12 protein-coding genes are annotated in these 14032 nt (G+C 72.8%); 11 read left to right on the forward strand and 1 reads right to left on the reverse strand.

Going from position 1 to position 14032, the window contains the following annotated elements; translation table 11 throughout:
- Positions 1-95 precede the first annotated feature (95 nt).
- The 7 genes from ACZ47G_RS34090 to ACZ47G_RS34120 all read left to right on the forward strand — a co-directional run bounded on the left by ACZ47G_RS34090 (position 96) and on the right by ACZ47G_RS34120 (position 8229).
- Positions 96-854: an NUDIX hydrolase gene (locus ACZ47G_RS34090; protein WP_465749453.1), complete on the forward strand. Its 759-nt coding sequence runs from the start codon at positions 96-98 to the stop codon at positions 852-854.
- A gap of 174 nt (positions 855-1028) precedes the next feature.
- Entirely contained in the window at positions 1029-1316 is a 288-nt protein-coding gene (locus ACZ47G_RS34095; RefSeq protein ID WP_380454759.1) for a hypothetical protein, read from the forward strand.
- Positions 1317-1528: 212 nt separating this feature from the next.
- Positions 1529-2992, forward strand: a complete 1464-nt coding sequence (locus ACZ47G_RS34100) for an ATP-binding cassette domain-containing protein (protein WP_465749455.1) — start codon at positions 1529-1531, stop codon at positions 2990-2992.
- A 3-nt stretch (positions 2993-2995) separates the two neighbouring features.
- Positions 2996-3901, forward strand: a complete 906-nt coding sequence (locus ACZ47G_RS34105; protein ID WP_465749457.1) for a hypothetical protein — start codon at positions 2996-2998, stop codon at positions 3899-3901.
- A gap of 194 nt (positions 3902-4095) precedes the next feature.
- On the forward strand, positions 4096-4974 hold the full coding sequence (locus ACZ47G_RS34110) for a FadR/GntR family transcriptional regulator (protein ID WP_380454753.1): 879 nt from the start codon (positions 4096-4098) through the stop codon (positions 4972-4974).
- A 483-nt stretch (positions 4975-5457) separates the two neighbouring features.
- A complete protein-coding gene (locus ACZ47G_RS34115) occupies positions 5458-7110 on the forward strand; it encodes an RNA polymerase sigma factor (protein WP_465749459.1) in 1653 nt (550 codons plus the stop codon).
- Positions 7111-7329: 219 nt separating this feature from the next.
- Complete coding sequence (locus ACZ47G_RS34120; RefSeq protein ID WP_380454749.1) at positions 7330-8229, forward strand: S1 family peptidase; 900 nt, start codon at positions 7330-7332, stop codon at positions 8227-8229.
- Between the two features lie 231 nt (positions 8230-8460).
- Here ACZ47G_RS34120 and ACZ47G_RS34125 read toward each other — a convergent pair whose 3' ends face one another.
- On the reverse strand, positions 8461-8694 hold the full coding sequence (locus tag ACZ47G_RS34125; RefSeq protein ID WP_465749461.1) for a DUF7455 domain-containing protein: 234 nt from the start codon (positions 8692-8694) through the stop codon (positions 8461-8463).
- Between the two features lie 537 nt (positions 8695-9231).
- On the opposite strand from ACZ47G_RS34125, the gene ACZ47G_RS34130 reads away from it, so the two are divergent.
- The 4 genes from ACZ47G_RS34130 (at position 9232) to ACZ47G_RS34145 (ending at position 13967) form a co-directional block, all read left to right on the forward strand.
- Entirely contained in the window at positions 9232-11343 is a 2112-nt protein-coding gene (locus ACZ47G_RS34130) for a DNA gyrase/topoisomerase IV subunit B (RefSeq protein WP_465749463.1), read from the forward strand.
- 154 nt (positions 11344-11497) lie between these two features.
- On the forward strand, positions 11498-11983 hold the full coding sequence (locus ACZ47G_RS34135; protein ID WP_465749465.1) for a DUF1453 domain-containing protein: 486 nt from the start codon (positions 11498-11500) through the stop codon (positions 11981-11983).
- A 30-nt stretch (positions 11984-12013) separates the two neighbouring features.
- Complete coding sequence (locus ACZ47G_RS34140) at positions 12014-13189, forward strand: sensor histidine kinase (protein ID WP_465749467.1); 1176 nt, start codon at positions 12014-12016, stop codon at positions 13187-13189.
- Between the two features lie 73 nt (positions 13190-13262).
- Positions 13263-13967 carry a response regulator gene (locus tag ACZ47G_RS34145; RefSeq protein ID WP_465749469.1) on the forward strand — a complete coding sequence of 235 codons (705 nt, stop codon included), beginning with the start codon at positions 13263-13265 and terminating at the stop codon, positions 13965-13967.
- The last annotated feature ends 65 nt before the right edge of the window (positions 13968-14032 follow it).

The raw sequence follows: 14032 nt of genomic DNA on the forward strand, positions 1-14032 counted from the left end.
GTGCGCGAATCGTGCCGGGCGGCCACGGCCACCACAGGCGCGCGCTCCCGTACGGGCCTGTGCTTATCGTCAGAGAGACGACTATGATCGTCGCCATGTCGCGCTACGATCCGTCGGCCTTCCCCCCGTTCGCTGTCACGGTTGACCTGGTGGTTCTGACGGTGCGCGACCACTCGCTCTGCGCCCTCCTGGTCAGACGGGGTGAGCCGCCCTACCAGGGATACTGGGCGCTGCCCGGCGGCTTCGTCCGCCCGGATGAGGGCCTGGCCGAGGCGGCCTCCCGCGAGCTGGCCGAGGAGACCGGGCTGCGCGCCCACTCCGCCCCCGGCCACGAGGCGGCGGGCCCCGGCGCGGCCGGTGCCCACCTGGAGCAGCTCGCCACCTACGGCCACCCGCAGCGCGACCCCCGGATGCGCGTGGTCAGCGTGGCCTACCTGGTGCTCGCCCCGGACCTCCCCACCCCCCGGGCCGGCGGCGACGCCAGCAGCGCCCGCTGGGCCCCGGTCAGCGAACTCCTCGGCGAGAACCCGACCGACGGGGTCCCGCTCGCCTTCGATCACGGCCTGATCCTGGCCGACGGCGTGGAACGCGCCCGTTCCAAGATCGAGTACTCCTCCCTGGCCACCGCCTTCTGCCCGACCGAGTTCACCGTGGGCGAGCTGCGCCGGGTCTACGAGGCCGTCTGGGGTGTCGCCCTCGACCCGCGCAACTTCCACCGCAAGGTCACCGGCACCCCCGGCTTCCTGCTGCCCTCCGGCGGCACGACCACCCGTCAGGGCGGTCGCCCGGCCCAGCTCTTCACCGCCGGCGACGCGACCGTCCTCAACCCGCCCATGCTCCGCCCCGACTCCTGAACACCCCGACTCCCGAGTACTCCGGGCAGCCCCGGGCCTGCGGCCCCGGACACCTGCCCGCACGGGACGCCGAACGGCCCCGGCCCGGAGGCCGACGGGGCGCCTCCGACGCACAGTGTCGGTGGACGCTTCGGTCGCCGGGCCGAAGGCCTCCGGAACCCTGGGAGCTCTGTGATGGACGCCGATGACCTGTGCGCCAATCAGCGGGACGGCCTCGTGAAGCTGGTGGCGGCCTCCAAGAGCCTCACCACGACGACCGACAGGACCGAGAAGCAGTTGGCCGCCTTGAAGGCCGCGCACGGCGACCCGGCGACGATCGCCTCCGTGCAGGAGAGGCTGGACGCCGAGCAGGAGCAGTTGGCCCAGATCGCCCTGGAGGGCAAGGTCGCCGCCGAGGAGTTCCAGCAGCAGTGCGCCGGCGAGCCGCTCCCGCCGGGCGCCGCGGCTTTCCTGACGACATAGGCCGGCCCCGGCACCTGGCCGGAAACGCGGGTGGTGCCGACGGCCCGTCGGAGCGGCGGCGCCCGTGAATCGCAGGATCGGATTGTCCCCTGATCGGGTGAGGCGAGCGGGTGGCGGGCCCGTGGCGGTTCGGTAATGCCCGGAATCTGCGGTGCTGGCCCCTAATGTGCTGGCGTCGAGCAGGTCGGCCGAGGGCATGGGAGCAGCCAGCGATGATCCAGATCACCGGACTGACCAAGGTCCATCGCAAGGGCGCCCCACCCGCCGTACTCGATCTGACCTTCGACGCCCGGCCGGGGATGGTCACCGTGCTCCTCGGCGACGAGGGGGCCGGCAAGTCCACCGCGCTGCGGCTGATGCTCGAACTCGAACGCGGCCAGGGCATCACCCTCTTCGACGGCCGCCCCTACCGCCGGATCCGCCGCCCCGAACGCGAGGTCGGGGTGCTGTTGCCCGGGCCGGGCGAGGGAGCCGCAGCGGTGGCCGGGAACCCGGGGCGCAAGGCAGGCGGGCACCTGCGGATGCTGGCCGCGGCCGTCGGCGTCCCCATGCGGCGGGCCGACGAACTGCTGGAGCAGACCCGGCTGGCCGCCGTGGCCGGGCAGCGGTTGCGGACCTTCTCGCCAGGCATGCACCGCCGGCTGTCCCTGGCCGCCGCGCTGCTCGGTGATCCCGGAACCCTACTGCTGGACGCGCCGACCGAGGGCCTGTCCCCGCGCAACGTCGAGTGGTTCCACTCCTTCCTGCGCTCCTTCGCGGTCGCGGGCGGAACGGTGCTGGTGACCACCCGGATCCCGCAGGAGGCCGCCCAACTCGCGGACCGGGTGGTCACCCTGGACCACGGTCGCGCGATGGCCGACCAGCCGGTCGCGGAGTTCTGCCGGACCAGGCTCAGCCCCGAAGTGGCCGTCCGGGGGCCGCAGATGGCGCGGCTGGCCGACCTGCTGGTCAGCCAGGGCGCCGAGGTGCGCCGGGACGGCGGCGCGGGCCTCGCGGTGGCGGGCATCGACCGCACCGAGATCGGTGAACTCGCCTACCAGCACGGGATCCTGCTGCACGAGCTGGCCGACCGGGTGGTCGAGCAGCCGGTGCCCCGGGCGGCCCTGCCGGTCGCCTCCGGCCGATCCGGCCGCCTCCGCCGCCGGCCGGAACCCGCATCGGCCCACGGGGCGGCCCCCGAGGGCGCGCAGCCCGGCACCGACCCGCAACACCAGGCCACCGCCGCCGACCCCGCGCACCCCGACGCCGCGCACCCCGACCCCGCGCACCCTGAGCCCACCGTCCCGGAGCCCGCCACCGAGGGCCGCGCCCGCGAGGACGCGGTCCGGAACACCCGTGCGCTGCCCGTCGCCGCCGTGACGGCCGCCCTGCCCGTCCTCGCCGCGGTCACCACCCCGCAGCCGGAGCCGGCTTCCACCGTCGCCGTCGACCGGCTCTTCCGGGACCAGCCCGGTGCCGCCTCGCCCGCCCGCGCCGAGGTGGTCCGCACCGAGACGGAGCCCCTCCGGTCCGGGACCGGACCGGAGAGCGAGGCCGGGACCGAGCCCGTGCGCCGCCGCCAGAGCGCCGCCGACCTGCTCACCGACGACACCGTCCGGCTCGGCCGGGTCACCACCGGCAAGGCCCCCGCCACCTCTGCCACCTCCGCCCACCCCGACGACCACCGGAGCGAGTGAACCGTGCGTGTCCTGGCCTACGAGCTGCGCCGCCTGCGCGGCCTGCGTTCCACCTGGCTGCTGCTCTCCGCCGTCCTGCTCTGCGACGTGGTCGTGGCCGCCGTCCTGGCGAGCCAGGCCCCGGCCGGTCCGTTGGCCGCCCCGGCCGGGGTGCGGCTGCTGACCGCCGCCGTGCCGCTGATCCCGTTGCCCTTCGCGGCGCTCGGCGCCGGCGTGCTGGGGGCGCTCTCGTACGGGCACGAGGTGCGTCACCCGGGGCTGGCGGCTTCGCAGGTGGCCTACTCGCGCCGGGTGCGGCTGCTGCTGGCCAAGCTGCTGGTGGTCGGTCCGGTGGCGGCGCTGCTGGCGCTGGCCACCGTGCTGCTCGACACCGTGGCCGTGCACCTCGCCCTGCCGGACGGGGTGACGGTGGCGGCCTGGACGGATCCCGGCGCGCTGTCCGACCGGGTGTCCGGGGCGCTGGGCGCCGTCGGGCTGAGCGGGCCGGCCGAACTGCCGGGCGCCTTCGCCCCGCTGGGGCTGGTGGCCGGGCACGGGGTGCCGGCCGCGCTGCTGGCCTTCGTCCTGCTGACCGTGGTGGCCGCCTGGACGGGTGTGCTGACCGCCTCGCTGACCCGCAGCGCCGCCGCCGGGGTGCTCCTGCTGTGCGCGCTGCCGCCGCTGCTGGAGTCCGGAGTGGCCCTGCTGCTGCGCCGGACCGGCCGTCCGTGGCCGACCCGGGCGGCGGAGCTGCTGCCCTTCCAGTCCGGCATCGAGTGGGCCTACGGCTGGGTGTACGGCGGAGCCCGTGGGGCGGCGGCCGGGAGTGCGGCGTTGACCGATCCGGCGCTGCTGGTGGCGGTCGCGGCCCCCGCGGCGGCCCTGCTGCTGGCCGCCCTGCTGGTCCAGGCCCGTCGCCGCTCGCTGTAGGCCGCCGTCGCGCGCACCCGGGCCCGTCGGGCGGACCGCACGCCGTCCCGAAGCACCAAGATCGACCAGCAGTGACCGTAATGAGCGGTTCTTCCTGATAAGAAGTCAATTATCCAGTCACGGTCGATCACCCTTTCGTGTGCTTTTCACGAGAATCCTCAAGCTGCGCCCGCCAATCGCCGACAAAGGATGGCGTGAGTACCCTTGCGCACCCCACCATGACCCCCGCCCGTTCCGCCGATGGGCCCATCCACGGCCCCGGCGATCTGGACCGCTTCTCGTACGCCGACCGGCCGACCCCGCCGGCGCCCCGCTGGGAGGGCGCCGAGTCCGACATCGCCCGGGTCGGTCGCAAGACCACCAGCAGCCGCGGCCGCGGTCTGCACGGCCAGCTGGTCCAGCAGCTCGGCCAGATGATCGTCTCCGGCGACCTCGGTGCCGACCGCCCGCTCGTGCCCGAGGAGATCGGCCAGCGCTTCGAGGTGTCCCGGACGGTCGTCCGCGAGTCGCTGCGCGTGCTGGAGGCCAAGGGCCTGGTCAGCGCCCGCCCGAACGTCGGCACCCGGGTCCGCCCGGTGGGCGACTGGAACCTGCTGGACCCGGACATCATCGAGTGGCGCGCCTTCGGCCCCCAGCGGGACGAGCAGCGCCGGGAGCTGTTCGAGCTCCGCTGGGCGATCGAGCCGCTGGCCGCCCGGCTCGCGGCCGGTCACGGCCGGGAGGACGTCCAGCAGCGGCTGGTCGAGCTGGTCGAGATCATGGGCCACGCCGCCGCCCAGGCCGACCTGTCCACCTACACCCGGGCCGACGCGGAGCTGCACGGCCTGGTCCTGCAGATGGCCGGCAACCGGATGCTGGAGCACCTGTCCGGCATCATCTCCTGCGCCCTGCAGGTCTCGGGTGGTCCGACGATCTCGTGCGAGCGACCCTCCGAGTCCTCCGTCAGCCTGCACGCCCGGCTGGTGGACGCGCTGGGTACCGGCGACGGCACCGCGGGCGAGGCCGCGATGCGGGCGCTGCTCACCGTCCACCCCGAGATGGAGCCCTCCGTCCCCGCCCCCCGGGAGCACTGAGCGGACTGTTCTCGGCGAGCGGACGCGTCGGGCGCGGTCCCGCTCCTCCAGGGCCCTCCGGCCGCACCGTGTGGCGCAGCCGGAGGGCCTCTGCGTGGGGGAGGCGCATGGGTGCGGTGTGGAACGGAGGGACCCGCCCCCGGCGTCCCGATAGCATGTCCCGCCCATGACAATCGACTTCGGCGCGAGTGCGCGATGATGGATGACGGCCCCGGGGCCGCGGGCGCCGAGTGGTGTGACCCGCGACACCAAGGCCATGCGTAACACTTGACGAGTAGCAGCGATGTGTCCTGAGCGGGAGCAGCTCCGGAATACTCCAACATGTCAGAATGCTGTGTTGGTCCGCGGCGCTGCTGCCGTCCTGCAAACCCAGTCCTCAAGCCCGAGTCGGTCGGAATCGACACCGCGCGTCCAGCGCGCGATCTCCTTCCCCGCCCGCTCGGGCGGCCGGTACGGGTTCGAGTCCACTCATCGTCCGAGAGGTTGTTCGTGTCGGCCAGCACATCCCGTTCGCTTCCCCCCGAGATCGCCGAGTCCGCGGCTCTGCTGGCTCTCATCGAGCGGGGCAAGGCCCAGGGGCAGATCGCCGGTGACGACGTGCGCCAGGCGTTCGAGGCGGACCAGATCCCGGTCACCAAGTGGAAGAACGTCATGCGCAGCCTCAACCAGGTACTGATTGAGGAGGGGGTGGACCTCATGGTCAGCGCGGCCGAGCCGGCCGGCGCCAAGCGCAAGAGCGTTGCTGCCAAGAGCCCCACCAAGCGCACCGCCACCAAGGCTGTCACCACCCGGACCCCGGCCGCTTCGTCGGCCCCGACCAAGCCGCCCGTGCGGATCGCCCCCGGCGCCCCCGTCGCGGCTCCGGCCGTCGCGGCCGCCGCCGCGGCGCCCGCCCCCACCGTGTCCGCCGAGATCACCGTCGAGGAGACGACCAGCGTCGTCACCGAGGTGAAGGCCGTTGCGGCGAAGAAGGCCGCGCCGGCCAAGAAGGCCGCGGCCAAGAAGACCGCCGCGCCGGCCAAGAAGACCGCCGCCAAGAAGACCGCCGCCGGCAAGGGCGGCAAGGGCGACGAGGAGCTGCTCGGCGAGGAGGAGCTGCTCGAGGACGCCGCGCTGCCCGGCGACAAGGCCGAGGCCGAGGGCGCCCCGGAGGAGGAGTCGGAGGGCTTCGTCCTCTCCGACGACGACGAGGACGACGCGCCGGCCCAGCAGGTCGCCGTCGCCGGTGCCACCGCCGACCCGGTCAAGGACTACCTGAAGCAGATCGGCAAGGTCCCGCTACTCAACGCCGAGCAGGAGGTCGAGCTCGCCAAGCGCATCGAGGCCGGCCTGTTCGCCGAGGACAAGCTCTCGGCCGCCGACAAGCTCGCCCCGAAGCTCAAGCGCGAGCTGGAGATCATCGCCGAGGACGGCCGCCGGGCCAAGAACCACCTGCTGGAGGCCAACCTCCGCCTGGTGGTCTCGCTGGCCAAGCGCTACACCGGCCGCGGCATGCTGTTCCTGGACCTGATCCAGGAGGGCAACCTCGGTCTGATCCGTGCGGTCGAGAAGTTCGACTACACCAAGGGCTACAAGTTCTCGACCTACGCCACGTGGTGGATCCGTCAGGCGATCACCCGCGCCATGGCCGACCAGGCCCGCACCATCCGCATCCCGGTGCACATGGTCGAGGTCATCAACAAGCTGGCCCGCGTCCAGCGCCAGATGCTCCAGGACCTGGGCCGCGAGCCCACCCCGGAGGAGCTGGCCAAGGAACTCGACATGACCCCCGAGAAGGTCATCGAGGTCCAGAAGTACGGTCGTGAGCCGATCTCGCTGCACACCCCGCTGGGCGAGGACGGCGACAGCGAGTTCGGTGACCTGATCGAGGACTCCGAGGCGGTCGTCCCGGCCGACGCGGTCTCCTTCACCCTGCTCCAGGAGCAGCTGCACTCGGTGCTGGACACCCTCTCCGAGCGCGAGGCCGGCGTGGTCTCGATGCGCTTCGGTCTGACCGACGGCCAGCCGAAGACGCTCGACGAGATCGGCAAGGTGTACGGGGTCACCCGTGAGCGCATCCGCCAGATCGAGTCGAAGACCATGTCGAAGCTGCGCCACCCGTCGCGCTCCCAGGTGCTGCGCGACTACCTGGACTGATCGGTCCGCCGGCCGGCCAGGTCCGACCGGCAGCAGCACGCGACGAAGGCCCGGAACCCGTGGGGTTCCGGGCCTTTCGGGCTGTTCGGGGGCGGTGCGTCAGCGTCCGGGTGGCGCTTGTCGCTCGTCCGGGTGGCGGCATGCCGGGAAGTGGTCGCGCAGTGTAGTTGATCACCTACGCTGTGCCGGTTGCCTGCTGCCGAGCCTTGTGGAGTCACGGTGCTGACCGACCCGGACCGAGCCGACCTGCCGACCTCCGTCCCGCGCCGGGTCGTCCCGGCCGCTGCCCGTCCTGGCCGCCGTCGGCGGCGTGGCGCCCTGCTGGCGCTGCTCGCCGCCGTCCCCGTGCCGCTGGTCGCCCTCGGGGTGGCCGGTCCGGCCGAGGCGCAGCGCCGGGTGGTCGGGGGCGGCGCGGTGAGCACCGCCGACCACCCCTGGATCGTGGCGCTGGCCAGCCGCCAGCAGTTCGGCAGCGGGCGCTCCGGCCAGTTCTGCGGGGGTGCGCTGGTGACCCCGACCAAGGTCGTGACGGCCGCGCACTGCTTCTACGACGAGTCCAAGGGCCGGGTGGACCGGCCGGGGCTCAAGGTGGTCGTCGGCCGGGACGACATGCGCGGCTCGGCCGGTCGTGAGGTGGCCGTCCAGCGGGTCTGGATCCACCCCGACTACAACTTCGCCGCGAACATGAACGACGTGGCGGTGCTCACCCTCGCCGAGTCCCAGGGGTCCCGGCCGGTGGTCGAGCTGGTCGGCCAGGGGGAGAGCGGGCCGTACGCGGCGGGGACCGGAGCGCAGGTCTACGGCTGGGGTGACACCAGCGGACGGGGCGACTACTCGCCGCTGCTGCGCGAGGTGGACGTGCCGATCGTCTCGGACCAGACCTGTGCGCACGCCTACCCGGGCGGTCAGGACGGCAAGTTCGACGCCCGCGGCATGGTCTGCGCGGGCGAGGAGAAGGGCGGCAAGGACGCCTGCCAGGGGGACAGCGGCGGCCCGCTGATCGTGGCCGGCCGGCTGGCCGGGCTGGTGTCCTGGGGGACGGGCTGCGCGGAGGCGGGGCACCCCGGCGTCTACACCCGGGTGTCCTCGGTCACGGACGCGGTGCGATCCGCGCTCTGAGCATCCCGGGCGTCGCCGCGAGTGATGGCGCGGTGACTTTCTGACGCCGTTTCGACTTCGGTCGGGCCCGGCCCCGCTCTCGGTCCCGTGGGTCGGGGTGGGCGGGGGAGAACGGGGGAGAACAGCGAAGCCGGGTGGACGGCCCCGAAGGGTCCTCCACCCGGCTCCCCGGTCGCGCGCGGTGCGCGGCCGGACACAGCTCGACGCTGGTTGCTTGTCGAGGCGCCTGGGTCAGCGCTCGTCTTCGGTGGCCGTCACGGTGGTGCTGGTGGTGAGACGGCCGCTCTCGTCCTGTATCTCCACGGCGATCTTCTTGAGCTCCGGCTCGAACTTCCGGCCGTGGTGGGCACAGAAGAGCAGCTCTCCGCCGCTGGCGAGTACGACGCGCAGGTAGGCCTGGGCGCCGCAGCGGTCGCAGCGGTCAGCCGCGGTCAGCGGGCTCGCAGGTGTCAGAACAGTAGTCACGTCGCCTCTTCTCTAGCTCGACGAGCTGTCGTACCAGGGTCAACATCCAACCAGGCCGAAAACGTTCCCGCTCGTGGCTTTTCTTCTCTGAGGATTCTGCTGTGTTGATGAGGACGTGCCCCGGGTGCCGGTGGTTCATGCGTGCCGAATCCCGGGAGCTGCCCATCGCTCGAACGTCCGATCGGGACCGGGGTCGAGGTCCGCGTAGCATAATCCTCTGCCGGGTTGGAGCATAAGCCCCGTCCCGGGCCCCGGTAGCCTGCATAACGGCAGTTCCGGAGCCTGTGCCGGACCCCACGGTCCGCCAGGACCGGTGGTACCGGGAGGAGATGGCGCCCCGGGGCCCACGCCCGGGTGCGGTCCTTGTTCGCGCAGCGCGTACAAGCTGCGCCGGGCCGGCCCGCTGTGCTGTGCACCCGTCGCAGGGTTGCGAGCACACAGAGCGACGACTGTCGGTGCGGCGTGCTGCACTGGCGGTTGGTCCGGATGCGTCCGGATGTGACCGATGAGACAGAACTTCACCGAGGAGAGTGCCGCGTGAGTGCCGAAACGACCGTGCCGTCCGCGCTGCTGGCCGGCGACGACGGTTCCAACTACACCGCGCGGCACCTGCTCGTCCTGGAGGGTCTGGAGGCCGTCCGCAAGCGCCCCGGCATGTACATCGGCTCCACCGACAGCCGCGGTCTGATGCACTGCCTCTGGGAGATCATCGACAACTCGGTCGACGAGGCGCTGGGCGGCTACTGCGACCGCATCGAGGTGCTGCTGCACCCGGACTCCTCGGTGGAGGTCCGCGACAACGGCCGCGGGATCCCGGTCGACGTCGAGCCCAAGACCGGGCTGTCCGGCGTCGAGGTCGTGATGACCAAGCTGCACGCGGGCGGCAAGTTCGGCGGTGGCTCGTACGCGGCCTCCGGCGGTCTGCACGGCGTCGGTGCCTCGGTCGTCAACGCGCTCTCCGCCCGGCTGGACGTCGAGGTCGACCGCAGCGGGCACACCCACGCGATCAGCTTCCGCCGCGGCACCCCCGGCATCTTCACCGAGGCCAGCCCGGACGCGCCCTTCGAGCCCGCCAACGGCCTCACCAGGACCCGCAAGGTGCCCAAGACCCGCACCGGCACCCGGATCCGTTACTGGGCCGACCGGCAGATCTTCCTCAAGGACGCCAAGCTCTCCCTGGAGAACCTGCACAGCCGGGCCCGGCAGACCGCCTTCCTCGTCCCCGGCCTGACCATCGTCGTGCGTGACGAGCGCCTCACCGAGAGCGAGAAGGTCGAGGAGTCGGTCTTCCACTACGACGGCGGCATCGCCGAGTTCTGCGAATTCCTGGCCCCCGACAAGCCGGTCAGCGACGTGGTGCGGCTGCACGGGGAGGGCACCTTCAAGGAGACCGTGCCCGTCCTGGACGACCTCGGCCACATGACCCCGACCGAGGTCACCCGGCACCTCGGCGTGGACATCGCGCTGCGCTGGGGCACCGGCTACGACACCACCCTGCGCTCCTTCGTCAACATCATCGCCACCCCCAAGGGCGGCACCCACGTCACCGGGTTCGAGCGTTCGCTGGCCAAGACCGTCAACGAGGTGCTGCGCGCCAGCAAGCTGCTGCGGGTCGCCGAGGACGACATCACCAAGGACGACGCCACCGAGGGCCTCACCGCCGTGGTCACCGTCCGGCTCGCCGAGCCGCAGTTCGAGGGCCAGACCAAGGAGGTGCTCGGCACCTCGGCGGCCAACCGGATCGTCGCGGCCGTCGTCGCCAAGGAGCTCAAGGCCTTCCTCACCTCGGCCAAGAAGGACCAGAAGCAGCAGGCCCGGGCCGTGCTGGAGAAGGTCGTCGCCGCCGCCCGCACCCGGGTGGCCGCCCGGCAGCACAAGGAGGCCCAGCGCCGGAAGACCGCGCTGGAGACCAGCTCGCTGCCCGCCAAGCTGGCCGACTGCCGCAGCGACGACGTCGACCGCAGCGAACTGTTCATCGTCGAGGGGGACTCCGCGCTCGGCACCGCCAAGCTCGCCCGCAACTCCGAGTTCCAGGCGCTGCTGCCGATCCGCGGCAAGATCCTCAACGTGCAGAAGGCCTCGGTGAGCGACATGCTCAAGAACGCCGAGTGTGCCGCGATCATCCAGGTGATAGGGGCCGGCTCGGGCCGCACCTTCGACATCGACCAGGCCCGCTACGGCCGGGTCATCTTCATGGCCGACGCCGACGTCGACGGCTCGCACATCCGCACCCTGCTGCTGACCCTGTTCCACCGCTACATGCGGCCGATGGTCGAGCAGGGCCGGGTCTTCGCCGCCGTGCCGCCGCTGCACCGGATCGAGCTCACCAGCCCCAAGCGCGGCCAGGAGAAGTACCACTACACCTACTCCGACGCCGAGCTGCGCTCCACCCTGCTGGAGTTCCAGCGCAAGGGACAGCGCTGGAAGGAGCCGGTGCAGCGCTACAAGGGTCTGGGCGAGATGGACGCCGACCAGCTGGCCGAGACCACCATGGACCCGCGCCACCGCACCCTGCGCCGGATCAACCTGGGCGACCTGGAGCAGGCCGAGCGGATCTTCGACCTGCTGATGGGCAACGACGTCGCCCCGCGCAAGGAGTTCATCGTGGACTCGGCGGCCACCCTGGACCGCTCCCGCATCGACGCCTGACGGCCCGGACCGACGAGGGCCCTCCACCCGTGGGTGGAGGGCCCTCGCGCCGTCGGTTCCACCCGCGGTCCACCCCGGCTCCGATCAGCGGGGAGCGCCGGATCCGTAGCGTCGGAGAGGTCAGCACAAGCCTCTCCCCGGACGGAGAACTCCGATGGCCTCCCTCGCCAACCTCCTCGTGATCGCCGCGGTGGCGGTCCTGGTGGTCACGCGCCAGATGCGCGTCCAGCGCCTGGACACCGAGCGCCGGTTCTGGCTGCTGCCGCTGATCCTGGGCGCGCTCGCGCTGCGTGATCCGCAGATCATCGACCACCAGCACACCGTGCTGTCCGTCACCCTCCTCGCCGCCGGCCTGGTCGCCGTGCTCGCGATGGGCTCGGTCTGGGGCTGGACCGTCCGGATCTGGCGGGCCGCCGACGGCGCCGTCCTGGTCAAGGGCACCAAGGCCACCCTGGCCGCCTGGGGCGGGATGGTCGCCGTCCGGATCGGCCTGTACGCGATCGGCTCGGCCCTGGGCGTCCACCAGGCGGGCAGCTCGCTGATGCTCGGCATGGCGGTCCTGCTGCTGGTCCGCTCGCTCGTGGTCAACTGGAGGGCCCGGACGCTGGAGCCCGCGCAGGCGACCGCCGTACTGCACTGATCCGCCGCCGTGAGCACCGAGGAGGCACCCTTGGCCGGGTGGTACTGGACCCGCTGGCCGTCCCGGGAGGGACTGGAGCGCGAGGCCGAGAGCCGGCCGCGGCGGGTCCTCACCGTGTTCGGCCGGACCGTCCTGGTGGCCGTCGTCGGCTGGGCGACCCTCTCCGAGGGCAAGTACGCCGGTTGGGCGGTGGCGGCCGCGGTGGCCGGGCTGGTCGCGGCCGTCGCGCTGTGCGCGGTGTACCTGAGGGCCAGCCGGGAGCAGCGCCGGGCGGCCTCGTACCTGCTGTCCGCCGCCGTGGTCGGCGCCGGCTGGCTCGCCAACTGGGGGCTGGCCTACACGCTGGCCGACTTCCTCTGGATCGGGCTGGCCGTCACGGCCCTGATCCGGCTGCCGCCCGCGCCCGGGCTGCTCACCGCGGCGGCCGCGCTGGCCTCGTACACGGCGGCCTCCCCGGCGAGCTGGCTCAGCGTCGCCGCCACCCTCGGAGGTTCCCTCCTGGTCGGCTTCCTGCTGCGGCTGGACATCGACGCGCGCGGCACCGCCCGTCGGCTGCTGGTCCAGGAGCGCGCCGCCCGGGCCGCCGAGGCGGAGAGCGCGGCGCTCGCCGAACGGGCCAGGATCGCCCGGGAGATCCACGACGTGCTCGCGCACAGCCTCTCCGCGCAACTGGTCCACCTGGAGGCGGCCCGGCTGATGCTGGACGCCGGGGTGGAGCGCGAGCAGATCCGCGAACGGGTCGTCGCCGCACGGCGGATGGCGCAGGACGGACTGGCCGAGACCCGGCAGGCGCTGTCCGCGCTGCGCGGGGAGTTCACGCCGGTCGGGGAGTTCCTGGTGGAACTGGCCGAGCGGGAGCGGGCCCCGATCACCGTCACCGGTACGCCCCGGCCGCTGGCCGCCGAGGCCGGGCTGGCGGTGCGGCGCACCGCGCAGGAGGCGGTGACCAACGTGCGCAAGCACGCGCCGGGCGCCCGCTGTTCGGTCGAACTGCGTTACCTGGACGACGCGGTGGAGTTGGAGGTGCGCAACACCCGGGCGCCGCGCGGACCGTCCGCCGGCGAGCCGACCGCCGCCGAGCTGGCCGGCAGCGGCAGCGGGTACGGTCTGCTGGGGATGCGCGAACGCGCGGAACTGCTCGGCGGCACCCTGCTGGCGGGCCCGGTGGACGGAGGGTGGCGGGTGTTGCTGCGGGTGCCGGCATGAGCGAGCGCGGCGAGCTCATCATCGGAGGGTGCGTAGTGCGCGAAGCGACGGCCGGGCGCAGCGAGGTGGGCGCATGAACGCGGGGGTCACCAGGGTGCTGGTGGCGGACGACCAGACGGTGGTGCGCGAGGGCATCGTGATGCTGCTGGGGCTGCTGCCCGGCATCGAGGTGGTCGGGGCGGCGGCGGACGGCGAGGAGGCCGTCGCCCTGGTGGAGCGTCATCACCCGGACGTGGTGCTGATGGATCTGCGGATGCCGCGGGTCGACGGTGTCGAGGCGACCCGGCGGATCCGGGCCGCGCACCCGGAGACCGAGGTCGTGGTGCTCACCACCTACGCCGACGACGAGTCGCTGTTCCCGGCCCTTCAGGCCGGGGCGCGCGGCTACCTCACCAAGGACGCCGGCGGCGAGGAGATCGCCAAGGCCATCGCGAATGTCCGTGCGGGGGCGGCCGGGCTCTCGCCGCAGGTCCAACTCCGGTTGCTGGAACGACTTTCGGAGGCGCCGGCGAAGTCCGCGCCGACGGGCGGGCCGGGCCCGGAGCGGTCGGCCGCGCGGAGCGGGGAGCTGCCGGACGGCCTGACCGTGCGGGAGGCCGAGGTGCTCGCGCTGATCGCCGAGGGGCTCTCCAACGCGGAGATCGCCCAGCGGCTGTTCGTCAGCCAGGCCACCGTGAAGACGCACATCAACAACCTGTTCGCCAAGACCGCGGTGCGGGACCGCGCGCAGGCGGTCGCGTACGCCTTCCGGCACGGAATCACCGGTACGCAGCAGTAGTCGGATGAGCGTCCGTCAGATGATCGATCACCTCATTGAGTGAACGTATCTGCGATGGTCAGGGA

This window comes from Kitasatospora sp. NPDC030952, assembly GCF_055571335.1.